This window comes from Streptomyces sp. NPDC007863 (assembly GCF_040633895.1).
GTDB lineage: Bacteria > Actinomycetota > Actinomycetes > Streptomycetales > Streptomycetaceae > Streptomyces.
Map to the genome: position 1 here is coordinate 459,992 of NZ_JBEYEI010000002.1, position 22,640 is coordinate 482,631.

Annotated in this window: 21 protein-coding genes; 13 read left to right on the plus strand and 8 right to left on the minus strand. The window is 71.4% G+C overall.

Annotation, left to right across the window (positions count from 1 at the left end):
• Positions 1–139: 139 nt before the first annotated feature.
• The 8 genes from gap (at position 140) to ABZ621_RS04710 (ending at position 7,901) form a co-directional block, all read left to right on the plus strand.
• Entirely contained in the window at positions 140–1,150 is a 1,011-nt protein-coding gene (gene gap / locus ABZ621_RS04675) for a type I glyceraldehyde-3-phosphate dehydrogenase (RefSeq protein WP_360600645.1), read from the plus strand.
• A 118-nt stretch (positions 1,151–1,268) separates the two neighbouring features.
• Positions 1,269–2,480 carry a phosphoglycerate kinase gene (locus ABZ621_RS04680; RefSeq protein ID WP_360600647.1) on the plus strand — a complete coding sequence of 404 codons (1,212 nt, stop codon included), beginning with the start codon at positions 1,269–1,271 and terminating at the stop codon, positions 2,478–2,480.
• Positions 2,481–2,487: 7 nt separating this feature from the next.
• On the plus strand, positions 2,488–3,264 hold the full coding sequence (tpiA, locus tag ABZ621_RS04685; protein WP_360600649.1) for a triose-phosphate isomerase: 777 nt from the start codon (positions 2,488–2,490) through the stop codon (positions 3,262–3,264).
• A gap of 105 nt (positions 3,265–3,369) precedes the next feature.
• Positions 3,370–3,600: a preprotein translocase subunit SecG gene (gene secG / locus ABZ621_RS04690; protein WP_031002768.1), complete on the plus strand. Its 231-nt coding sequence runs from the start codon at positions 3,370–3,372 to the stop codon at positions 3,598–3,600.
• Between the two features lie 77 nt (positions 3,601–3,677).
• Positions 3,678–4,013, plus strand: a complete 336-nt coding sequence (locus ABZ621_RS04695; RefSeq protein ID WP_003957010.1) for an RNA polymerase-binding protein RbpA — start codon at positions 3,678–3,680, stop codon at positions 4,011–4,013.
• 163 nt (positions 4,014–4,176) lie between these two features.
• Complete coding sequence (gene pgi / locus ABZ621_RS04700) at positions 4,177–5,832, plus strand: glucose-6-phosphate isomerase (RefSeq protein ID WP_360600651.1); 1,656 nt, start codon at positions 4,177–4,179, stop codon at positions 5,830–5,832.
• A gap of 3 nt (positions 5,833–5,835) precedes the next feature.
• Positions 5,836–6,336, plus strand: coding sequence for a PH domain-containing protein (locus ABZ621_RS04705; protein WP_360600653.1), 501 nt, complete (start codon positions 5,836–5,838; stop codon positions 6,334–6,336).
• Positions 6,333–7,901, plus strand: a complete 1,569-nt coding sequence (locus ABZ621_RS04710; protein WP_360600655.1) for a PH domain-containing protein — start codon at positions 6,333–6,335, stop codon at positions 7,899–7,901. Before ABZ621_RS04705 ends, ABZ621_RS04710 begins: the two co-directional genes overlap by 4 nt.
• A gap of 28 nt (positions 7,902–7,929) precedes the next feature.
• Here the strand turns inward: ABZ621_RS04710 and pgl are convergent, their stop codons facing one another.
• Genes pgl through tkt form a run of 5 tightly spaced genes read right to left on the minus strand, consistent with a single transcriptional unit; the run spans position 7,930 to position 14,526 of the window.
• Positions 7,930–8,682 carry a 6-phosphogluconolactonase gene (gene pgl / locus ABZ621_RS04715; RefSeq protein ID WP_360600657.1) on the minus strand — a complete coding sequence of 251 codons (753 nt, stop codon included), beginning with the start codon at positions 8,680–8,682 and terminating at the stop codon, positions 7,930–7,932.
• Positions 8,679–9,743 carry a glucose-6-phosphate dehydrogenase assembly protein OpcA gene (gene opcA / locus ABZ621_RS04720; RefSeq protein WP_360600659.1) on the minus strand — a complete coding sequence of 355 codons (1,065 nt, stop codon included), beginning with the start codon at positions 9,741–9,743 and terminating at the stop codon, positions 8,679–8,681. Before opcA ends, pgl begins: the two co-directional genes overlap by 4 nt.
• Positions 9,740–11,272 (minus strand): glucose-6-phosphate dehydrogenase, encoded by a 1,533-nt coding sequence (gene zwf, locus ABZ621_RS04725; protein WP_360600661.1) that lies wholly within the window; start codon positions 11,270–11,272, stop codon positions 9,740–9,742. The genes opcA and zwf overlap by 4 nt, the downstream gene beginning before the upstream one ends.
• A gap of 5 nt (positions 11,273–11,277) precedes the next feature.
• Entirely contained in the window at positions 11,278–12,402 is a 1,125-nt protein-coding gene (tal, locus tag ABZ621_RS04730; RefSeq protein ID WP_360600663.1) for a transaldolase, read from the minus strand.
• A gap of 36 nt (positions 12,403–12,438) precedes the next feature.
• Positions 12,439–14,526, minus strand: a complete 2,088-nt coding sequence (tkt, locus tag ABZ621_RS04735; protein ID WP_360600665.1) for a transketolase — start codon at positions 14,524–14,526, stop codon at positions 12,439–12,441.
• A gap of 372 nt (positions 14,527–14,898) precedes the next feature.
• Between tkt and ABZ621_RS04740 the strand changes: the two genes are divergently transcribed.
• The 3 genes from ABZ621_RS04740 (at position 14,899) to ABZ621_RS04750 (ending at position 17,551) form a co-directional block, all read left to right on the plus strand.
• The gene (locus tag ABZ621_RS04740) at positions 14,899–15,846 is read left to right on the plus strand and encodes a heme o synthase (RefSeq protein ID WP_360600667.1); all 948 of its coding nucleotides are present in this window, start codon (positions 14,899–14,901) and stop codon (positions 15,844–15,846) included.
• Positions 15,847–15,937: 91 nt separating this feature from the next.
• The gene (locus tag ABZ621_RS04745; RefSeq protein ID WP_360600669.1) at positions 15,938–16,282 is read left to right on the plus strand and encodes a hypothetical protein; all 345 of its coding nucleotides are present in this window, start codon (positions 15,938–15,940) and stop codon (positions 16,280–16,282) included.
• A 189-nt stretch (positions 16,283–16,471) separates the two neighbouring features.
• Positions 16,472–17,551, plus strand: coding sequence for an amidohydrolase family protein (locus tag ABZ621_RS04750; RefSeq protein ID WP_360600671.1), 1,080 nt, complete (start codon positions 16,472–16,474; stop codon positions 17,549–17,551).
• A 7-nt stretch (positions 17,552–17,558) separates the two neighbouring features.
• Here ABZ621_RS04750 and ABZ621_RS04755 read toward each other — a convergent pair whose 3' ends face one another.
• Genes ABZ621_RS04755 through ABZ621_RS04765 form a run of 3 tightly spaced genes read right to left on the minus strand, consistent with a single transcriptional unit; the run spans position 17,559 to position 20,297 of the window.
• Positions 17,559–18,548: a COX15/CtaA family protein gene (locus ABZ621_RS04755; RefSeq protein ID WP_360600673.1), complete on the minus strand. Its 990-nt coding sequence runs from the start codon at positions 18,546–18,548 to the stop codon at positions 17,559–17,561.
• 52 nt (positions 18,549–18,600) lie between these two features.
• On the minus strand, positions 18,601–19,365 hold the full coding sequence (locus ABZ621_RS04760; protein ID WP_360600674.1) for an ABC transporter permease: 765 nt from the start codon (positions 19,363–19,365) through the stop codon (positions 18,601–18,603).
• A complete protein-coding gene (locus tag ABZ621_RS04765; RefSeq protein WP_360600676.1) occupies positions 19,362–20,297 on the minus strand; it encodes an ABC transporter ATP-binding protein in 936 nt (311 codons plus the stop codon). The genes ABZ621_RS04760 and ABZ621_RS04765 overlap by 4 nt, the downstream gene beginning before the upstream one ends.
• 170 nt (positions 20,298–20,467) lie before the next feature.
• Here ABZ621_RS04765 and ABZ621_RS04770 point away from each other — a divergent pair, with 170 nt between their 5' ends.
• Positions 20,468–21,193 carry a metalloregulator ArsR/SmtB family transcription factor gene (locus ABZ621_RS04770; protein WP_360600678.1) on the plus strand — a complete coding sequence of 242 codons (726 nt, stop codon included), beginning with the start codon at positions 20,468–20,470 and terminating at the stop codon, positions 21,191–21,193.
• Positions 21,190–22,605 carry a Fe-S cluster assembly protein SufB gene (gene sufB, locus ABZ621_RS04775; RefSeq protein WP_360600680.1) on the plus strand — a complete coding sequence of 472 codons (1,416 nt, stop codon included), beginning with the start codon at positions 21,190–21,192 and terminating at the stop codon, positions 22,603–22,605. The genes ABZ621_RS04770 and sufB overlap by 4 nt, the downstream gene beginning before the upstream one ends.
• Positions 22,606–22,640: the final 35 nt, after the last annotated feature.

Consider the following 22,640-nt stretch of genomic DNA (forward strand, 5'->3'; position numbering starts at 1 on the left):
GGCTCGAACGGCTGCGCTTGATGTCACTCGGCGGCGCCCGGAGGGGTAGGGTCGTAAGCGGTCGGGGACATCCCAAAAAAAATCAAGATCTCGCCGGTGTGACATTTCACCCGGCGTTCTCATACGAGGAGATCGGTTCGTGACGATCCGCGTAGGCATCAACGGCTTTGGCCGTATCGGTCGCAACTACTTCCGCGCGCTCCTTGAGCAGGGTGCCGACATCGAGGTCGTGGCCGTCAACGACCTGGGCGACACCGCGACCACGGCCCACCTGTTGAAGTACGACACCATCCTGGGTCGCCTCAAGGCCGAGGTCTCCCACACCGCCGACACCATCACCGTCGACGGTCACACCATCAAGGTCCTGTCCGAGCGCAACCCCGCCGACATCCCCTGGGGCGAGCTCGGCGTCGACATCGTCATCGAGTCGACCGGCATCTTCACCAAGCGCGACGACGCCGCCAAGCACCTCGCCGGCGGCGCCAAGAAGGTCCTCATCTCGGCTCCGGCCACCGGCGAGGACATCACGATCGTCATGGGTGTCAACCAGGACCAGTACGACCCGGCGAACCACGACGTCATCTCGAACGCGTCCTGCACCACCAACTGTGTCGCCCCGATGGCCAAGGTCCTCGACGAGAACTTCGGCATCGTCCGCGGTCTCATGACCACGGTCCACGCGTACACCAACGACCAGCGCATCCTGGACTTCCCGCACAAGGACCTGCGCCGCGCCCGCGCCGCCGCGGAGAACATCATCCCGACCACGACGGGTGCCGCGAAGGCCACCGCCCTGGTCCTCCCGCAGCTCAAGGGCAAGCTGGACGGCATCGCCATGCGCGTCCCGGTCCCCACCGGCTCCGCCACGGACCTGGTGGTCACCCTGGACCGCGAGGTCACCAAGGACGAGGTCAACGCGGCCTTCAAGAAGGCCGCCGAGGACGGCCCGCTGAAGGGCATCCTCTTCTACACCGAGGACCCGATCGTCTCCTCGGACATCGTCAGCGACCCGGCGTCGTGCACCTTCGACTCCTCGCTGACCATGGTCCAGGACGGCAACTCGGTCAAGATCCTCGGCTGGTACGACAACGAGTGGGGCTACTCCAACCGTCTCGTCGACCTGACCACCTTCGTCGGCGACCAGCTCTGACGTACTAGGGTTCAACAGGGCAGGGCTTTCGATGTGAGCAGGGCTCGGGCAGCGCGACGAAGCGCTGCGCGGGCCCTGTCTCGTGTGCTCCACCGCGTACCAAGGAGTCAGTGAACAGATGAAGACGATCGACGAGCTTCTCGGCGAGGGCGTCGAGGGCAAGCGGGTGTTCGTCCGCGCCGATCTCAACGTGCCGCTCGAAGGCACGACCATCACCGACGACGGCCGCATCCGCGCCGTCGTCCCCACGGTCAAGGCGCTCGCCGACGCCGGCGCCCGGGTCGTGGTCGCCTCCCACCTGGGCCGCCCCAAGGGCGCCCCGGACCCGGCGTTCTCCCTCGCCCCCGCCGCCGCGCGGCTCGGCGAACTGCTCGGCGCCGAGGTGGCCTTCGCCACCGACACCGTCGGCGAGTCCGCCCGGGCGACCGTCGCGGGCCTGACCGACGGCAAGGTGGCCGTCATCGAGAACCTGCGCTTCAACGCCGGCGAGACCTCGAAGGACGACGCCGAGCGCGACGCCTTCGCGGACCAGCTGGCCGCCCTCGCCGACCTCTACGTCGGCGACGGCTTCGGTGCCGTGCACCGCAAGCACGCCTCGGTGTACGACCTCCCGGGCAAGCTGCCGCACGCGGCCGGCTACCTGATCGCCACCGAGGTCGGCGTCCTGAAGAAGCTGACCGAGGACGTCCGGCGGCCGTACGCGGTCGTCCTCGGCGGCGCCAAGGTCTCCGACAAGCTCGGCGTGATCGACCACCTCCTGGAGAAGGCCGACCGCATCCTCGTCGGCGGCGGCATGGCCTACACCTTCCTCAAGGCCCAGGGCCACGAGGTCGGCATCTCCCTCCTCCAGGAGGACCAGATCCCGGCCGTGCTCGACTACCTCAAGCGGGCCGAGGAGAAGGGCGTGGAGTTCGTCCTCCCCGTCGACGTCCTGGTCTCGCCGTCCTTCCCGGACCTCAAGACCAAGGCCCCGACGAACCCCACCACGGTCGCCGCGGACGCCATCCCGGCCGACCAGGAGGGCCTGGACATCGGTCCGGAGACCCGCAAGCTGTACGCCTCGAAGCTCGCCGACGCGGCCACCGTCTTCTGGAACGGCCCGATGGGCGTCTTCGAGCACCCCGACTACGCCGAGGGCACCAAGGCCGTCGCCCAGGCGCTCGTCGACTCCCCGGCCTTCAGCGTGGTCGGCGGTGGCGACTCCGCCGCCGCGGTCCGCATCCTGGGCTTCGACGAGAACGCTTTCGGCCACATCTCGACCGGTGGCGGCGCCTCCCTCGAATACCTCGAGGGCAAGCAGCTCCCCGGCCTCGTCGCACTGGAGGACTGACCTTCCCATGACCACCCGCACCCCGCTGATGGCGGGCAACTGGAAGATGAACCTCAACCACCTGGAGGCCATCGCCCACGTCCAGAAGCTCGCCTTCACCCTCACCGACAAGGACTACGACGCCGTCGACGTCGCCGTCCTCGTCCCCTTCACCGACCTGCGCTCCGTGCAGACCCTGATCGACGGCGACAAGCTGAAGATCAAGTACGGCGCCCAGGACCTGTCGGCCCACGAGTCCGGCGCGTACACCGGTGAGATCTCCGGCGCCATGCTCGCCAAGCTGAACACCGCCTTCGTCGCGGTCGGCCACTCCGAGCGCCGCCAGTACCACGGCGAGTCCGACGAGCTCTGCAACGCCAAGGTGAAGGCCGCCTTCGCCCACGGCATCACCCCGATCCTCTGCGTCGGCGAGGAGCTGGACGTGCGCGAGGCCGGCAACGCAGTCGCGCACACCCTCGCCCAGGTCGAGGGCGGCCTCGCGGGCGTCCCGGCCGAGCAGGCCGAGACGGTCGTCGTCGCCTACGAGCCCGTCTGGGCCATCGGCACCGGCAAGGTCTGCGGCGCCGGGGACGCCCAGGAGGTCTGCGGGGCGATCCGCGGCAAGCTCGCGGAGCTGTACTCGCAGGACGTCGCCGACAAGATCCGCATCCAGTACGGCGGCTCCGTCAAGGGCGGCAACGTCGCCGAGATCATGGCGCAGCCCGACATCGACGGCGCCCTGGTCGGCGGTGCCTCGCTGGACGCGGACGAGTTCGTCAAGATCGTCCGTTTCCGCGACCAGTGACGATGTAGAGCGGCGGAGGTGATCCGTCGTACCCTTGCGGGGGTCGGGCAGGTGCCCGGCCCCCGTCCCTTTTCAAGCTCCGAGGAAGTTGGTCCAGCCGTGGTTATGGGGTTCTCGATCGCCCTGATCGTCTTCAGCGGCCTGCTGATGCTGCTGGTGCTGATGCACAAGGGGAAGGGCGGCGGCCTCTCCGACATGTTCGGTGGCGGCATGCAGTCCTCCGTCGGCGGCTCCTCGGTCGCCGAGCGCAACCTCGACCGGATCACGGTCGTGGTCGGCGTGCTGTGGTTCGCCTGCATTGTGGTACTTGGTCTGCTCATGAAGCTGGACGGGTAACTCCGCACACTGGACGCGCGTTGGGCCTTCCGTAGACTGGGGCATCTTCGAGCACCATCACGCAGGGAGTTACGACCGTGGCAAGTGGCAACGCGATCCGGGGAAGCCGGGTCGGAGCGGGGCCGATGGGGGAGGCCGAGCGGGGCGAGTCGGCGCCGCGCCTCCGCATCTCCTTCTGGTGCTCGAACGGGCACGAGACCCAGCCGAGTTTCGCGAGCGACGCGCAGGTCCCCGACACCTGGGACTGTCCCCGCTGCGGTTTCCCGGCCGGCCAGGACCGGGACAACCCGCCGGACCCGCCGCGCACCGAGCCGTACAAGACCCACCTCGCCTACGTGCGGGAGCGTCGCAGCGACGCGGACGGCGAGGCCATCCTCGCCGAGGCGCTCGCCAAACTGCGGGGCGAGATCTGAACACAGGACGAACACCGGCCGAAGGGCCCCGGACGCGAACCGGCTTCGCGACCGGGGCCCTTCGTCGTGTCCGGTACCGGTGGCACGGATCGCCCCGCGCGATCAATTAGGTTGGAGGAGCAGCGGGGCAGAAACGTACGAGAAGAAGTGGGCGATGTCCGAAATGACCACTGAAGGACGCATCAGGCTCAACCGACTGCCGGAGTGGGCGGCCCTCGGCAAGCACCGGGAGCAGCTGGGCGACACCCGGCTGCGCGAGCTGTTCGCGGCCGACCCGGAGCGCGGCACCGGCTACACCCTGCGGGTCGGCGACCTCCACCTGGACTACTCCAAGCAGCTCGTCACCGACGAGACCCTGGCGCTGCTGCGCGAACTGGCCGACGCCACCGACGTCGCCGGCCTGCGCGACGCCATGTTCCGCGGCGAGAAGATCAACACCACCGAGGACCGGGCCGTCCTCCACACCGCGCTCCGCGCCCCCCGCGGGGCCGTGATCGAGGTCGACGGCGAGAACGTCGTCCCCCAGGTCCACGCCGTCCTCGACAAGATGGCCGGCTTCGCCGACCGGGTCCGCTCCGGCGCGTGGACCGGCCACACCGGCAAGCCGATCAAGAACATCGTCAACATCGGCATCGGCGGCTCCGACCTCGGACCCGCCATGGCCTACGAGGTCCTGCGCGCCTACACCCAGCGGGACCTGACGTTCCGTTTCGTCTCCAACGTCGACGGCGCCGACCTCCACGAGGCCGTCCGCGACCTCGACCCCGCCGAGACGCTCTTCATCGTCGCCTCGAAGACCTTCACCACCATCGAGACGGTCACCAACGCCACCTCCGCCCGCGACTGGCTCCTCGGCGGTCTCGGGGCCGGCCAGGAGGCCGTCGCCAAGCACTTCGTGGCGCTCTCGACCAACGCCGAGAAGGTCCAGGACTTCGGCATCGACACGGCCAACATGTTCGAGTTCTGGGACTGGGTCGGCGGCCGCTACTCGTACGACTCCGCCATCGGCCTCTCCCTGATGATCGCCATCGGCCCGGACCGGTTCCGCGAGATGCTCGACGGCTTCCACCTCGTCGACGAGCACTTCCGCACCGCCCCCGCGGAGGAGAACGCCCCGCTCCTGCTCGGCCTCCTCGGCGTCTGGTACGGCGGCTTCTTCGACGCCCAGTCGCACGCCGTCCTGCCGTACTCCCACTACCTGTCCAAGTTCACCGCCTACCTCCAGCAGCTCGACATGGAGTCCAACGGCAAGTCCGTGGACCGCCAGGGCGAGCCGGTCGACTGGCAGACCGGGCCGGTCGTCTGGGGCACCCCCGGCACCAACGGGCAGCACGCCTACTACCAGTTGATCCACCAGGGCACCAAGGTCATCCCCGCCGACTTCATCGGCTTCGCGCGGCCCGTCGCCGACCTGCTGCCCGGCCTGGTCCCCCAGCACGACCTGCTGATGGCCAACTTCTTCGCCCAGACCCAGGCCCTCGCCTTCGGCAAGACGCCCGAGGAGGTGCGCGCCGAGGGCGTGCCCGAGGAGCTCGTCCCGCACAAGACCTTCCGGGGCAACCACCCCACCACCACGATCCTCGCCGACGAACTGACCCCCTCGGTCCTCGGCCAGCTGGTGGCGCTCTACGAGCACAAGGTCTTCGTCCAGGGCGCGATCTGGAACATCGACTCCTTCGACCAGTGGGGCGTCGAGCTCGGCAAGGTCCTCGCCAAGAGGATCGAGCCCGTCCTCACCGGCGACGGGGACACCGAGGGCCTCGACAGCTCCACCGCGGCCCTCGTCACCGCCTACCGCGCGCTGCGCGGCCGGAGCTGACCGATGGCGGGGGAGGACGCGGTACGGCTCCGGCCGCCCAGGAACGCCGTGGACCGCAGGGCGGTCGGCTGGTGGCGGACCCAGTGCCTGCTCGGCACCGCCGTCCCGGTCGCCGTCCTGGCCGTGCTCGGCGCCCTGATCGGACCGGCCAGGACCTGGCTGCTCGCCGCGGCCGCCGTCCTGGCCGCCCTCGGGCTCGCCTGCACCGCGTTCTTCCCCGCCTGGTGGTACCGGGTGCACCGCTGGGAGGTCACCGACGAGGCCGTGTACGTCCGCACCGGAGCCCTGTGGCAGGAGTGGCGGATCGCCCCCATGTCCCGGATCCAGACCGTGGACACCGTACGCGGCCCGCTGGAGCAGCTCTTCGGGCTCGCCACCGTCACCGTCACCACCGCCTCCTCCAAGGGCGCGCTCCGGGCGGAGGGGCTCGACCACGAGCTCGCCGCCGAGCTCGCCGAACGGCTCACCGCGCTCACCCGGGCCACCCCCGGGGACGCCACGTGAGCGCCGGACCCGAGGGGGAGTGGCGGCGGCTCGACCCGCGCACCCTCCTCGTCACCGCCGCCGTGTTCTGCGGGATCGCGGTCGGCGCCGGAGTGCCCGTGGCCGCCGGACTCGCCGGCGGCCGGCCGCTGTGGCAGGCCGTCGCCTGGGTCCTCGCCGGCGCCGCCCTCCTCGTCGGCGGCGGCACCGTCGCCGACTGGGTGCGCTGCCGGCGCACCCGCTACCGGATCGGCCCCGACCGGATCGAACTCCACACCGGACTGCTCCTCCTCAAGCGCCGCTCCCTGGCCCGCGACCGGATCCGCAGCGTCGACCTCACCGCCAACCCGCTCCAGCGCGTCCCCGGCCTCGTCAAGGTCCGCATCGGCACCGGCGAGTCCACCGGCGGCGGCGAGTCCACCCTCGAACTCGAACTCGTCACCCGCGCCGAGGGCGAACGGCTCCGCCGCGCACTCCTCACCCGCCCCGCCGAAGCGGCCGACCCCGCCCACGACGGCACCCTCGCCGTCCTCGACCCCCGCTGGATCCGCTACGCCCCCGTCTCCTTCGTCGCCCCCGCCCTCGGCGGCGCCGCGGCCGGCGCGGTCATGCAGGTCAGCGAGTGGTTCGGCGCCCAGGCCGAGGTCATCGACTGGATAGGGGACCGCTTCGCGTCCGTCTCGCTGACCTGGATGATCGTCGACCTGGTCCTCCTCGCCACCCTCGCCGGCGCGGTCGGCGCCCTCGGCCTCTGGATCGAGATGTGGTGGAACTTCCGGCTCGAACGCGAACCGGGCGGCACCCTCCGGGTCCGCCGCGGCCTGTTCACCGCCCGCTCGGTCACCCTGGAGGAGCGCCGGCTGCGCGGCGTCGAACGGGTCGAGCCGCTCGGCGTCCGGCTCTTCGGAGCCGCCCGGCTCGACGCCGTCGCCACCGGCCTCACCGAGGACGACGACGAGAAGCACACCGACCTCAAGGCCCTGCTCCCGGCCGCGCCCCGGGCCGTCACCGACCGCGTCGCCGCCGAGGTGCTGCGCGAGCCCGAGCCGCCCACCTCCGCCCCGCTCACCGCCCACCCCCGCGCCGCCCGCACCCGCAGGCTCCGCTGGGCCCTCGCCGCCGTGCTGCTGCCCGCCGCCGTCCTCGCCCTCCTCGGGGCGCTCCTCACCCCGACGCTGCTGTACGTGGCGGCCGGCTGGACCGTGGTGCTCGCGCCGCTCGCCGTGCTCCTGGCCCGGGACGCGTACCGCTCCCTCGGACACACCGTCAGCGGCGGCTACCTGGTGACCCGTTCGGGCACGGTACGCCGGGCCACCGTCGCCCTGCAGCGGACCGGGATCATCGGCTGGACGGTCAAGCAGTCGTACTTCCAGCGCCGTGCCGGGATCCTCACCGTCACCGCCACCACGGCCGCGGGGGAGGGCGCCTACGACGTCCTGGACACCGGGGAGTCCCAGGGCCTCGCCCTCGCCGACCGGGCCGTACCGGGGCTGCTCGCGCCCTTCCTCGTACCGGCCGACGCCCCGGCCGACGCCCCGGCCGAAGTGCCGGGCAGAACGCCGGAGGCCCGGCCCACCTCTCGGTGAACCGGGCCTCCGCGAGGGCCGGTCGGCGCTACGGCAGCTCCGAGGCCGCCGCCGTGTCCATCAGCCACAGCGTGCGCTCGGTGCCGCGGGCGCCGGACGCCGGGACCCGCGCCTCCTCCGCGTCGCCGGAGAGCGCGAGGGCCGCGGCCTTCGCCTTGTCCTCGCCGGCCGCGAGCAGCCAGACCTCCCGCGCCGCCCGGATCGCCGGGAGGGTCAGGGAGATCCGGGTCGGCGGCGGCTTGGGCGCGTCGTGCACCCCGACCACCGTCCGCCCGGTCTCCCGGACCGCCGGGAGCTCCGGGAAGAGCGAGGCCACGTGGGTGTCCGGGCCGACGCCCAGCATCAGCACGTCGAAGGCCGGCACCTCGGCCCCCGGGCCGGCCGCCGCGGCCAGCTCGGCCGCGTAGGCCGCCGCGGCGGCGTCGGCGTCGTCCCCGTACGGCCCGTCCGAGGCCGGCATGGCGTGCACCCGGGCCGGGTCCAGCGGGACCCGGTCGAGCAGCGCCTCACGGGCCTGGGTGACGTTCCGCTCCGGGTCGCCCTCGGGCAGGAACCGCTCGTCGCCCCACCACAGGTCGAGCCGCGACCAGTCGATCGCGTCCCGGGCGGGTGCCGCGCCGAGCGCGGCGAGCAGGCCGTTGCCGTTGCGGCCGCCGGTCAGCACGACCGAGGCGGTGCCCCGGTCGGACTGGGCGTCCACGACCGCGGTGATCAGCCGGGCCGCCGCGGCCTCGGCCATCAGCTCCTTGGTCCGGTGGACCACCAGGCGAGGGGCGCTCACTTGGCCGCCGCCTTCTTCGCCGGGGCCTTCTTGGCGGGCGCCTTCTTCTCCGCCTCGGCCGGGGCCTCGGCGGCCTCGGCCGGGGCGGCGGTCACGTCCACCGGCTGCTCGGGCGCGGGGGCGGTGGTGGCCGCCTCCTCGTCGAGCCGCTCCAGGCCGTACCGCAGCGACGCCGCGTAGGTGTCGTCCGGGTCGAGCCGGCGCAGCTCCTCCGCGATCAGCTCGGCCGTCTCGCGCCGCTTGAGCGCCACCGCGCGGTCCGGCTGTCCCTGTATGGAGAGGGTGGCGAGCGAGCCGTCGGGCCGGTCGAGGACGATCGGTCCGGCGCTGGTCTGCAGCCGTACGGAGGTGAGGCCGGGGCCGTTCGACCGGGAGCGCCGCACCGGCACCTTCAGCCGCTCGGCCAGCCACATCGCGAGGAGTTCGACGCTCGGGTTGAACTCCTCGCCCTCCACCTCGGCCGAGGTCACCGTGCAGTGGACCTGGTCGAGCGCGGCGGCCAGCATCGAGCGCCACGGGGTGATCCGGGTCCACGACAGGTCCGTGTCGCCGGGGGTGTACGTGCCCGCCCGCGCGGTCAGCTCCTCGATGGGCTGCTCGGCGGCGTACGTGTCGGTCACCCGCCGCTGGGCGAGGGCGCCCAGCGGGTCGTTCGCCGGGTCGGTCGGCGCGTTCACCGGCCACCAGACGACGACGGGGGCGTCCGGGAGGAGCAGCGGCAGGACCACCGACTGGGCGTGGTCGACGACCTCGCCGTACAGCCGGAGGATCACCGTCTCCCCGGAGCCGGCGTCGGCGCCGAGGCGGACCTCGGCGTCGAGCCGGGTGTTGGCCCGGTCCCGGGGCGAGCGCGAGCCCCGCTTGATGACCACGAGGGTCCGCGAGGGGTGCTCGCGGGAGGCCTCGTTGGCCGCCTTCAGGGCGTCGTAGGCGTTCTCCTCGTCGGTGACGATGACGAGGGTGAGCACCATGCCGACGGCCGGGGTGCCGATCGCCCGCCGCCCGAGCACCAGCGCCTTGTTGATCTTCGAGGACGTGGTGTCCGTCAGGTCGGTCTTCATGGCCGGCGCCAGCTCCTGCCGTCTCGTGCGAGCATCTCGTCCGCCTCGACCGGACCCCAGGTCCCGGACTCGTACTGGGCGGGCTTGCCGTGCTTGTCCCAGTACTGCTCGATCGGGTCGAGGATCTTCCAGGACAGCTCGACCTCCTCCACGCGCGGGAAGAGGTTGGAGTCGCCGAGCAGGACGTCCAGGATGAGCCGCTCGTACGCCTCGGGGCTGGACTCGGTGAAGGACTCGCCGTAGGCGAAGTCCATCGACACGTCCCGGATCTCCATCTGGGTGCCGGGCACCTTGGAGCCGAAGCGGACGGTGACGCCCTCGTCGGGCTGGACCCGGATGACGATGGCGTTGCGGCCCAGCTCCTCCGTCGACGTGTGGTCGAAGGGGGAGTGCGGGGCGCGCTGGAAGACCACCGCGATCTCGGTGACCCGGCGGCCGAGGCGCTTGCCGGTGCGCAGGTAGAAGGGGACGCCCGCCCAGCGGCGGTTGTCGATCTCCAGCTTGATCGCCGCGTAGGTGTCGGTCTTCGACTGGGGGTCGATGCCCTCTTCCTCGAGGTAGCCGACGGCCTTCGCGCCGCCCTGCCAGCCGGCCGCGTACTGACCGCGGACGGTGGACTTCGCCAGGTCCTTCGGCAGCCGGACCGCGCCCAGGACCTTGGTCTTCTCCGCGGCCAGCGCGTCGGCGTCGAAGGAGGCGGGCTCCTCCATCGCGGTCAGCGCGAGCAGCTGGAGCAGGTGGTTCTGGATGACGTCACGCGCGGCGCCGATGCCGTCGTAGTAGCCGGCGCGGCCGCCGATGCCGATGTCCTCGGCCATGGTGATCTGGACGTGGTCGACGTACGACCGGTTCCAGGTCGGCTCGAAGAGCGTGTTGGCGAAGCGGAGCGCCAGGATGTTCTGGACGGTCTCCTTGCCGAGGTAGTGGTCGATGCGGAAGACCGCCTCGGGCGGGAAGACCTCGTGGACGACCTCGTTGAGCTCCTTGGCGGAGACGAGGTCGTGGCCGAAGGGCTTCTCGATGACGGCGCGGCGCCAGGAGCCGTTCTTCTGGTCGGCGAGGCCGTGCTTCTTCAGCTGCTGGACGACCAGGGGGAAGAACTTCGGCGGCACGGACAGGTAGAAGGCGAAGTTGCCCCCGGTGCCCTGGGCCTTGTCCAGCTCCTGGATGGTGTCCTTGAGCTGCTCGAAGGCCTCGTCGCTGTCGAAGTCGCCCTGGACGAACCGCATGCCCTGGATGAGCTGCTGCCAGACCTCCTCGCGGAAGGGGGTGCGGGCGTGCTGCTTGACCGCGTCGTGGACCTCCTGCGCGAAGTCCTCGTCCTGCCACTCCCGGCGGGCGAAGCCGACGAGCGAGAAGCCCGGCGGCAGCAGACCGCGGTTGGCCAGGTCGTAGACCGCGGGCATCAGCTTCTTACGGGACAAATCGCCCGTGACGCCGAAGATGACCAGGCCCGACGGCCCCGCGATGCGCGGGAGCCGTCGGTCGGCGGCGTCACGGAGCGGGTTGGCTCCGTCGACGGTGCTCAAGGTGGTCAGCCCTCCGAAGGGACGCGGCGCGCGAGCTCCGCCTCGGTCGAACCGAGCAGGTCGTTCCAGGACGCCTCGAACTTCTCGACGCCCTCGTCCTCCAGGAGCTGGACGACCTCGTCGTAGGAGATGCCCAGCTTGCCGACGGCCGCCAGGACCTCGCGGGAGGCGTCGTAGGTGCCGCGGATGGTGTCGCCGGCGACCTCGCCGTGGTCGGCGGTGGCCTCCAGGGTCGCCTCCGGCATGGTGTTCACCGTGCCCGGGGCGACCAGGTCCACCACGTACAGCGTGTCCTTGTACGCCGGGTCCTTGACGCCGGTCGAGGCCCACAGCGGGCGCTGCTTGTTGGCGTGCGCCTTGTCCAGGGCCGCCCAGCGCTCCGAGGAGTCCGAGAAGACCTCCTCGTACGCCTCGTAGGCCAGGCGCGCGTTGGCGAGCGCGGCCTTGCCCTTGAGGGCCTTGGCCTCGTCGGTGCCGATGCCGTCCAGGCGCTTGTCGATCTCCGTGTCCACGCGGGAGACGAAGAAGGACGCCACCGAGTGGATCTTCGCCAGGTCGAGGCCGCGCTCGCGGGCCTTCTCCAGGCCCGCCAGGTAGGCGTCCATGACGGCGCGGTAGCGCTCCAGGGAGAAGATCAGCGTCACGTTCACGCTGATGCCGAGGCCGATGACCTCGGTGATCGCCGGCAGACCCGCCTGGGTGGCCGGGATCTTGATGAGCGTGTTGGGGCGGTCGACCAGCCAGGCCAGCTGCTTGGCCTCGGCGATGGTGGCGACCGTCTCGTGGGCGAGCCGCGGGTCGACCTCGATCGAGACCCGGCCGTCCTGGCCCTCGGTCGCGTCGAAGACCGGGCGCAGGATGTCGGCGGCGTCGCGGACGTCCGCCGTCGTGATCATGCGGATGGCCTCGTCCACGGTCACCTTGCGGGCGGCCAGGTCGGCGAGCTGCTGCTCGTACCCGTCGCCGGAGGTGATCGCCTTCTGGAAGATCGACGGGTTGGTGGTGACCCCGACCACGTGCGACTGGTCGATCAGCTCGGCCAGGTTGCCGGACGTGATCCGCTTGCGCGACAGGTCGTCCAGCCAGATCGCGACGCCTTCGTCGGAGAGGCGCTTGAGAGCGTCTGTCATGAGAAATGCATCTCCAAAAAGTCGTACGTATCCGCGTCAGCGCGCGGCGGCGGCGATCGATTCCCGAGCGGCGGAAGCGACGGCCTCCGGCGTGAAACCGAACTCACGGAACAGGACCTTGGCGTCGGCCGAGGCACCGAAGTGCTCCAGCGAGACGATCCGGCCGGCGTCACCGACGTACCGGTGCCAGGTCAGGCCGACACCGGCCTCCACTGCGACCCGCGCCTTCACCGACGGCGGCAGGACGGAGTCCTTGTACGCCTGGTCCTGCTCCTCGAACCACTCCACCGACGGCATCGAGACCACCCGGGTCGGGACGCCCTCGGCCTGGAGCCGCTCACGGGCCTCGACGGCCAGGTGCACCTCGGAGCCGGTCGCGATGATCACGACCTGCGCGTCGCCGCCTTCGGCGTCGAAGAGCACGTAGCCGCCCTTGGCCGCGTCCTCGTTCGGCGCGTAGGTCGGCACGCCCTGACGGGTCAGCGCCAGACCGTGCGGCGCGCCCTTCAGGTACTCGCGGGTGTGCCGCTTCATGATCTCGCGCCAGGCGATCGCCGTCTCGTTGGCGTCGGCCGGGCGGACCACGTTCAGGCCCGGGATCGCGCGCAGCGAGGCCAGGTGCTCCACCGGCTGGTGGGTCGGGCCGTCCTCGCCGAGGCCGATCGAGTCGTGCGTCCACACGTAGGTCACCGGCAGGTGCATCAGGGCCGACAGGCGCACCGCGTTGCGCATGTAGTCCGAGAAGACCAGGAAGGTGCCGCCGTAGATGCGGGTGTTGCCGTGCAGCGCGATGCCGTTCATCTCCGCGGCCATGGCGTGCTCGCGGATGCCGAAGTGGATCGTGCGGCCGTACGGGTTCGCCTCCGGCAGCGGGTTGCCCTCGGGGAGGAACGACGACGACTTGTCGATCGTCGTGTTGTTCGAGCCCGCGAGGTCGGCCGAGCCGCCCCACAGCTCCGGGAGGACCTCGCCCAGCGCCTGGAGGACCTTGCCCGAGGCGGCGCGGGTGGCGACGGACTTGCCCGCCTCGAAGACCGGGAGCTTCGCCTCCCAGCCGGCCGGCAGCTCGTTCGCCTGGATCCGGTCGAACTCGGCGGCCCGCTCCGGGTTGGCCGTGCGCCACTCGGCGAGCTGCTTGTCCCAGGCGGCGTGGGCCTCGCGGCCGCGGTCGCCGAGCGCGCGGGTGTGGCCGATGACCTCGTCGGTGACCTCGAAGCTCTGCTCCGGGTCGAAGCCCAGGACGCGCTTGGTGGCCGCGACCTCGTCGTCGCCGAGCGCCGAGCCGTGCGCGGCCTCGGTGTTCTGCGCGTTCGGCGCGGGCCAGGCGATGATCGAGCGCATCGCGATGAACGACGGACGCCCGGTCTCGGCCTCGGCGGCCTTGATCGCCGCGTACAGGGCGGCCGGGTCCAGGTCGCCGTCGGCCTTCGGCTCGACGCGCTGCACGTGCCAGCCGTACGCCTCGTACCGCTTCATCGTGTCCTCGGACACGGCGGTCTCGGTGTCGCCCTCGATCGAGATGTGGTTGTCGTCCCACAGCAGGATCAGGTTGCCGAGCTTCTGGTGGCCCGCGAGCGAGGACGCCTCGGCGGAGATGCCCTCCTGGAGGCAGCCGTCGCCGGCGATCACGTAGACCTTGTGGTCGAAGGGGGAGGTGCCGGGGGCCGCCTCCGGGTCGAAGAGACCGCGCTCGTAGCGGGCGGCCATCGCCATGCCCACCGCGTTCGCCACGCCCTGGCCCAGCGGGCCCGTGGTGGTCTCGACGCCGGCCGTGTGGCCGTACTCGGGGTGGCCCGGGGTCTTCGAGCCCCAGGTGCGGAAGGCCTTGAGGTCGTCGAGCTCCAGACCGAAGCCGCCCAGGTACAGCTGGGTGTACAGGGTCAGGGAGGAGTGGCCCGCGGAGAGCACGAAGCGGTCGCGGCCGACCCACTCGGGGTCGGACGGGTCGTGGCGCATCACCTTCTGGAAGAGGGTGTACGCGGCCGGCGCGAGGCTCATCGCCGTACCGGGATGGCCGTTGCCGACCTTCTGTACGGCGTCCGCGGCCAGGATGCGGGCGGTGTCGACGGCCCGCTGGTCCAAATCGGTCCACTGGAGGTCTGTGGTGGTCGGCTTAGTGCTCACCCTGGGTCAGGGCTCCTCTCCACATGTCTGTAGCCGGTGACTGAGGGTGTACCGGCGCTGTCGAGCCTACCCCCGAAAAAGCCCCCTCTTTTCGTGTCCATGCCCCTCAAATGAGCGGACGGAGCAAGACTGCCGGTGGCCGTGGCGGTTCGCCTCCCGAACGGCGCGCCGAAGGGTGTCCGCCCCTTGATACGAGGGGGGACGCGAGGGGCGACGGGAAGGGGGACGCGTGCCCACGGGTGAGCCCCGCCAACACGACCCCACCCCCGCGAAGATCGGTGTCTGGGCAACGTCTACAGTGGCGTGGTACGCGCAAGTTTCACCCCGTCTCTATCCGGGGAACTTGCTGGGATTTCTCTGTCAGGGGTGTGCGTGACGGCCGTCGAGTCCCGACCCGCAGGGGTCGACCTGGCTAACGGCCCGGGGGGCCATCGGCCGTTCGGGGCCCGCGTCAAGGCATTCGTGGCGCTGACCAAGCCGCGGATCATCGAACTGCTGCTCATCACCACCGTTCCGGTGATGTTCCTCGCCGAGCAGGGCGTGCCGGACCTGTGGCTGGTGCTCGCCACCTGTTTCGGCGGCTACCTCTCCGCCGGCGGAGCCAACGCGCTCAACATGTACATCGACCGCGACATCGACGCGCTGATGGACCGCACCGCGCAGCGCCCGCTGGTCACCGGCATGGTCTCGCCGCGCGAGGGCCTGGTCTTCGGCCTCACCCTGGCCGTCGTCTCCACCCTCTGGTTCGGCCTGCTGGTCAACTGGCTCTCCGCCTGGCTCTCGCTCGGCGCGCTCCTCTTCTACGTCGTGATCTACACGATGCTCCTGAAGCGGCGCACCGCGCAGAACATCGTCTGGGGCGGCATCGCCGGCTGCATGCCGGTCCTCATCGGCTGGTCGTCGGTCACGAACTCGATGTCCTGGGCCGCCGTCATCCTCTTCATGGTCATCTTCTTCTGGACGCCGCCGCACTACTGGCCGCTGTCGATGAAGGTGAAGGAGGACTACGCGCGCGTGGGCGTGCCCATGCTCCCCGTGGTCGCCTCCAACAAGGTCGTCGCCAAGCAGATCGTCGCCTACAGCTGGGTCATGGTCGCGGTCTCGCTGCTGCTCACCCCGCTGGGCTACACCGGCTGGTTCTACACCGCCGTCGCCCTGGCCACCGGCGGCTGGTGGCTCTGGGAGGCGCACGGCCTCCTCAACCGCGCCAAGTCCGAGGTCACCGGCGCGCAGCTCAAGGAGATGCGCCTCTTCCACTGGTCCATCACCTACGTCTCGCTGCTCTTCGTGGCGGTCGCGGTGGACCCCTTCCTCCGCTAGCCGTCCTCCGGCTCCGACGGCCGGGTCGTGTGGGCTGTCCCACGCGGCCCGGCCGTCGTCAGTCGATCTACCGCTCGGTAGCATCCTTGTCATGGCAGACACCAAGGAAGACACCACGGCCGTCGCCCCGCGCGACGCGCGCAAGGCGGCCAAGCTGGCCAAGGAGATCCGCGCCTTCGGCAAGGAGCACGGCGGGGTCGAGGGCCAGCTCGCCCACATCGGCCAGGCCGGCACCCGGATCGTCCTCGTCGGCGAGGACGGCGGCTGGGGCGACCTGGTGGCCCCCACGTACGCGATCGCCCAGCAGGCCGCGGAGAAGGCCGAGCTGACCCTGCACGACGAGTTCGACGGCGAGTTCGCCGCGAAGGTCGTGACCGGCCCCTACGAGTGGACCCGCATGGCCGGCATCCAGCTCGGCGGCCCCGCCAACGCCTGAACCGGCGCCGCCCGGACCGGCGACCGCCGGCCCGGCGACCCGCCGTGCCCGTGACGGCCGGACAGGTGACGGCCGGACCGCTCGCCGCGGCGGGCGGATCGGGCGACGCCGGGGCTCCCAGGCAACAACCTCGCACGGGGCTCACCCGTTAGGACGTGTGGAGACACGTCCACGCAGGGAGCCCCCGAGATGATCGACACGCCGCGCCTGGTGGACCAGTACTGCCACGGGGTGCTCCGGACGGAGCTGGGCCTCGGCACCTTCGAGGCCCACCTCGGCCCCGCCGCCGTGCTGCCCGCCTCCGGCACCACCTTCTTCGACACCCAGACGGGCTTCGCCGTACGGCGCTGGTGCCCGCCGCTCCTCGGTCTCGAACCCCACTGCCCGCCGGCCCGCTACCTCGCCCGCCGCCGCGAGCTCGGCGTCGCCGAGACCGGCCGCCGGCTGCTGCGCGCCGCCGGCATCGCCACGTACCTCGTCGACACCGGCCTCCCCGGCGATCTCACCGGGCCCTCCGAGCTGGCGGCCGCGGGCGAGGCCCGCGCCCACGAGATCGTCCGCCTCGAACCCCTCGCCCAGCAGGTCGCCGACACCTCGGGCACCGTGGACGCCTTCCTCGCGAACCTCACCGAGGCCGTCCAGGACGCCGCGACGCGCTCCGTGGCCTTCTCCTCGGTCTCCGCCGCGCGCTGCGGCCTCGCCGCCGACGCGGAGCCCCCCGGGCGCGCCGAGACCCGCCGCGCCGCCGGACGCTGGCTCGCGCAGCGGACCGCCGGCGGCCCCCTCGACTCGCCGGTGCTGCTGCGCCGCCTGCTGTGGATCGCGGTGGGCGCGGGCCGGCCGCTCCAGCTGCACACCGGGGACCGGGACCCGGCCGGACTGGCCGGCTTCGCCGCCGCCACCGCCGGGCTCGGCGCCGACCTCGTGCTGCTGCACGGCACGCCGCACCACCGCACGGCCGCCCGGATGGCGGCCGTCTTCCCGCACCTCTACGCCGACCTGGGCGCCGCCCTGGCGCACACCGGGGCGCGGGCGGCGGACGTCCTCGCCGAGGTCCTGGAGCTCGCCCCGTTCGGCAAGCTGCTCTACTCCAGCGGCGCCCGCGCCCTGCCCGAGCTGCACGTGGTCGCCGCGAGCGCCTTCCGCACCGCCCTCGGCCGGGTGCTCGGCGCCTGGGTCCAGGACGGCGCCTGGTCCCGTACCGACGCCCAGCGGGTCGCCGCGATGATCGCGGCGGAGAACGCGACGCGGGTCTACCGGCTGGCCTGAGCCGGGCTCAGGCCTTCGCGAGCTCCGGGTCCGCCTGGGCCGGGATCTCCGGGGTGGCCAGTGGGCGCTCGCGCAGGCTCAGGGCCAGGCGGAGCACCGCGATCCACATCAGCGAGGAGCCGAGCATGTGGGCGGCGACCAGGAGCTCCGGGACGCCGGTGAAGTACTGGACATAGCCCACGGCACCCTGCGCCAGCAGGACGATCAGCAGGTCGCGGGCGCGGGCGCGGGTGTCGTCCGGGGCGTCGACGACGCGCAGGACCAGCCACATGGCGACGGCGAGGGCGCAGACGGCCCAGGCGGCGATGGCGTGGAGGTGGGCGGCGTTCGTCCAGTCCCACGGCATGCGGGGCACGTCGCTGCTGTCGCCCGCGTGCTTGCCGGCGCCGGTCACCGTGGTGCCCAGCACGATCAGCAGGCCCGAGGTGACGCTGATCGCCCAGGACAGCTTCCGTACCGGCCCCGGCACGCGCGGACGCGGGGCGGTGTCGCCCTCGCCGGTCCGGTGCCAGGTGATCACGGCGACGGTCAGCAGCGCGTTGGCGGCCAGGAAGTGGCCGGCCACGGTCCACGGGTTGAGGCCCATCCAGACGGTGATGCCGCCGATGACGGCGTTGCTCATCACGATCCAGAACTGCACCCAGCCCCAGCGGGTGAGGCCGCGGCGCCACGGCTTCGTCGAGCGGGCGGCGATGATCGCCCAGCCGACGGCGGCCGAGAGGACGTAGGTCAGCATCCGGTTGCCGAACTCGATCAGCCCGCGGTAGCCCTGCTCGGGCGTCACGATCAGGCTGTCGTCCGTGCACTTCGGCCAGGTGTCGCAGCCGAGACCGGAACCGGTCAGCCGGACCGCGCCGCCCGTGACGATGATGAGCACGCTCATCACGACGGCGGAGAGCGCGGCGCGCCGGAGGATCCGGGGGGACGGAGTCCAGCGCTGGGCGATGAAGGCGAGGGGGGTCTGCACGGGCCCTATCGTAGGCGCGGGCTTGTGCACGCTTTCACGAGGGGTGGCTTGTCGGGAAACGTCACCCTCTGGCTCGGTGCCGCTACTCCCAGCGGAAGAACCTCGCCGCCGCGCCGAGGCCCAGGACGGCCCAGACGGCGAGGATCCCGGCGTCGGCCCACGGCATCCCCGCGCCGTCCTGGAGGACGTCCCTGAGGCCGTCGGAGAGGGCGGAGATCGGCAGCAGCGCCAGCACGTCGCCGGCCGCGCCGAACTTCTCCAGCGGGACGATCACCCCGCCGCCGACGAGCAGCAGCAGGAAGACGAGGTTGGCGGCGGCGAGGGTCGCCTCGGCCTTGAGCGTGCCGGCCATCAGCAGGCCGAGCCCGGAGAAGGCGGCGGTGCCGAGCACGAGGAGGAGCAGCACGGCGAGCGGGTTGCCGTGCGGGGACCACCCGAGGCCGAACGCGATCGCGGTCAGGAGCGCGATCTGCAGGACCTCGGTGACCAGGACGGCGAGCGTCTTGGCGGTCATCAGGGCCCAGCGGGGCAGCGGGGAGGCGCCGAGCCGCTTGAGGACGCCGTAGCGGCGCTCGAAGCCGGTGGCGATGGCCTGGCCGGTGAAGGCGGTGGACATCACGGCGAGCGCGAGGACGCCCGGGGCGAGGAAGTCCACGGCCTTCCCGTCGCCCGTGTCGACGACGTCGACGGTCGAGAAGAGCACCAGCAGGAGGGACGGGATGATCACCGTGAGGAGGAGCTGCTCGCCGTTGCGGAGCAGCATCCGGGTCTCCAGGGCCGTCTGGGCCGCGATCATCCGCCCGACGGGGGCGGCCCCCGGCTTCGGCGCGTACGTACCGGCGCTCATGCGCGCAGCTCCTTGCCGGTCAGTTCCAGAAAGACGTCTTCGAGGGTGTGGCGCTCGACCGAGATGCGGTCGGGCATCACGCCGTGCTGGGCGCACCAGGTGGTGACGGTGGCGAGCAGCTGGGGGTCGACGGTGCCGGTGATGCGGTACGTGCCGGGGAGCGGCTCGGCGGCCTCGGTGCCGTCCGGGAGCGCCTTGAGCAGGGAGCCGAGGTCGAGGCCGGGGCGGCCGGTGAAGCGGAGGGTGTTCTCGGCGCCGCCGCGGCAGAGCTGCTCGGGGCTGCCCTGGGCGGCGACCCGGCCGGCGTCGACGATGGCGACGTCGTCGGCGAGCTCCTCGGCCTCCTGCATGAAGTGGGTGGTGAGGACCACGGTGGCGCCGTCGGCGCGCAGCTCCCGGACGAGGTCCCAGGTGGCGCGGCGGGCCTGCGGGTCGAGGCCGGCGGTGGGCTCGTCGAGGAAGACCAGTTCGGGGCGGCCGACGACGGCCATGGCGAGGGCGAGCCGCTGCTGCTGGCCGCCGGAGAGCCGCCGGTAGGTCGTACGGCCGCAGGAGCCGAGGCCGAGGCGTTCGATCAGCGCGTCGACGTCGAGCGGGTGGGCGTGCAGTTTCGCCATGTGGCGGAGCATCTCGTCGGCGCGCGCGCCGGAGTAGACGCCGCCGGACTGGAGCATCACGCCGACGCGGGGGCGCAGGGCGGCGGCGTCGGCGAGGGGGTCGAGGCCGAGGACGCGGACGGTGCCGGCGTCCGGCCTGCGGTAGCCCTCGCAGGTCTCGATGGTGGTGGTCTTGCCGGCGCCGTTGGGGCCGAGGACGGCGGTGACGGTGCCGGTCCGTACGTCGAGGTCGAGGCCGTCGACGGCGGTCTTGGTGCCGTACCGCTTGACCAGGCCGCGGACGCGGACGGCGGTGTCGACGGACTCGTTTCGCATGCCCGGAAGTCTAGGAGAGGGTGGGCGGGGCCCGACCGTCCGGGCCCCGGATTCATCCCACCAATGATCGTTTCCGCAGGTCAGGTAAGCCTTACCTGAGTGATGCACGCCATCGTGACCGCTTCCGGCGCCGCTTGTCACTGCCTGATTAATTACGCAACAATGGCGTTGTGAAAAACCTTGGCGCGGCTCCTTCGGAGGAACTCGCAACCCGAGAGCGGTCGACCCGCAACCGGGTCGCGCGGTCCATCCTGGATCACGGCCCGTCGACGGTCGCCGACCTCGCCGAGCGGCTCGGCCTCACCCAGGCCGCCGTCCGCCGGCACCTCGACGCGCTCGTCGCCGAGCAGGTCGTCGAGGCCCGCGAGAAGCGCGTCTACGGCGCACGGACCCGCGGCCGCCCGGCGAAGGTCTTCGCCCTCACCGACGGCGGCCGGGACGCCTTCGACCAGTCGTACGACTCCCTCGCCGTCGAGGCGCTCCGCTGGATCGAGCGCAACGCCGGGGGAGAGGCCGCCGTCGCGGCCTTCGCCCGCGACCGGATCGAGGCCCAGGCCGAGAACTACCGCGAGGCCGTCGAGTCGGTGGAGCCCGAACAGCGGGCCGAGGCTCTGGCCAAGGCCTTGACGGCGGACGGGTACGCTGCCACTGCGCGGAACGCGCCGGTCGGCGAGCAGCTCTGCCAGCACCACTGCCCGGTCGCCCACGTCGCCGAGCAGTACCCACAGCTGTGCGAGGCGGAGACGGAGATCTTCTCCCGCCTCCTGGGAACGCACGTCCAGCGTCTGGCCACCATCGCCCACGGTGACGGCGTCTGCACCACGTTCATCCCGCACAGCACCCCGCAGACCACTGAGACAGCATCCGCAAGTACGGCCGGGAGGAAGCCCGCATGACCACCGAGATCAGCCACCCCGAGCTTGAGGGCCTGGGTCGGTACGAGTACGGCTGGGCCGACTCCGACACCGCAGGCGCCACCGCCAAGCGCGGCCTGAACGAGGACGTCGTCCGCGACATCTCCTCGAAGAAGAGCGAGCCCGAGTGGATGCTGAAGCTCCGCCTCAAGGGCCTGAAGCTCTTCGACAAGAAGCCCATGCCCACCTGGGGATCCGACCTCGGCGGCATCGACTTCGACAACATCAAGTACTTCGTGCGGTCCACCGAGAAGCAGGCCGAGTCCTGGGAGGACCTGCCGGAGGACATCAAGAACACGTACGACAAGCTCGGCATCCCGGAGGCGGAGAAGCAGCGCCTCGTCGCCGGTGTCGCGGCCCAGTACGAGTCCGAGGTCGTCTACCACCAGATCCGCGAGGACCTGGAGGAGCAGGGCGTCATCTTCGTCGACACCGACACCGCGCTGAAGGAGCACGAGGAGCTCTTCAAGGAGTACTTCGGCACCGTCATCCCGGTCGGCGACAACAAGTTCGCCTCGCTGAACACGGCCGTGTGGTCCGGCGGGTCGTTCATCTACGTGCCGAAGGGCGTGCACGTCGAGATCCCGCTCCAGGCCTACTTCCGCATCAACACGGAGAACATGGGCCAGTTCGAGCGGACGCTGATCATCGTCGACGAGGACGCCTACGTCCACTACGTCGAGGGCTGCACCGCCCCGATCTACTCCTCCGACTCGCTGCACTCCGCGGTCGTCGAGATCATCGTGAAGAAGGGCGGCCGCTGCCGCTACACGACCATCCAGAACTGGTCGAACAACGTCTACAACCTGGTGACCAAGCGCGCCGTCGCCTACGAGGGCGCCACCATGGAGTGGGTCGACGGCAACATCGGCTCCAAGGTCACCATGAAGTACCCGGCCGTCTACCTCATGGGCGAGCACGCCAAGGGCGAGACGCTCTCCATCGCCTTCGCGGGCGAGGGCCAGCACCAGGACGCCGGCGCCAAGATGGTCCACCTGGCCCCGAACACCTCCTCGTCCATCGTCTCCAAGTCGGTGGCGCGCGGCGGCGGCCGCACCTCCTACCGCGGCCTGATCGAGATCGGCGAGGGCGCCCCCGGCGCCAAGTCCAACGTCCTCTGCGACGCCCTGCTCGTCGACACCATCTCCCGCTCCGACACGTACCCGTACGTGGACGTGCGCGAGGACGACGTGACCATGGGCCACGAGGCCACGGTCTCCAAGGTCTCCGAGGACCAGCTCTTCTACCTGATGCAGCGCGGCCTCTCCGAGCAGGAGGCCATGGCGATGATCGTCCGAGGCTTCGTCGAGCCGATCGCCAAGGAGCTGCCGATGGAGTACGCGCTGGAGCTGAACCGGCTGATCGAGCTGCAGATGGAAGGCGCGGTCGGCTAGTACCGCCACCGCCCCACCCGTACCGCAGCGACTGA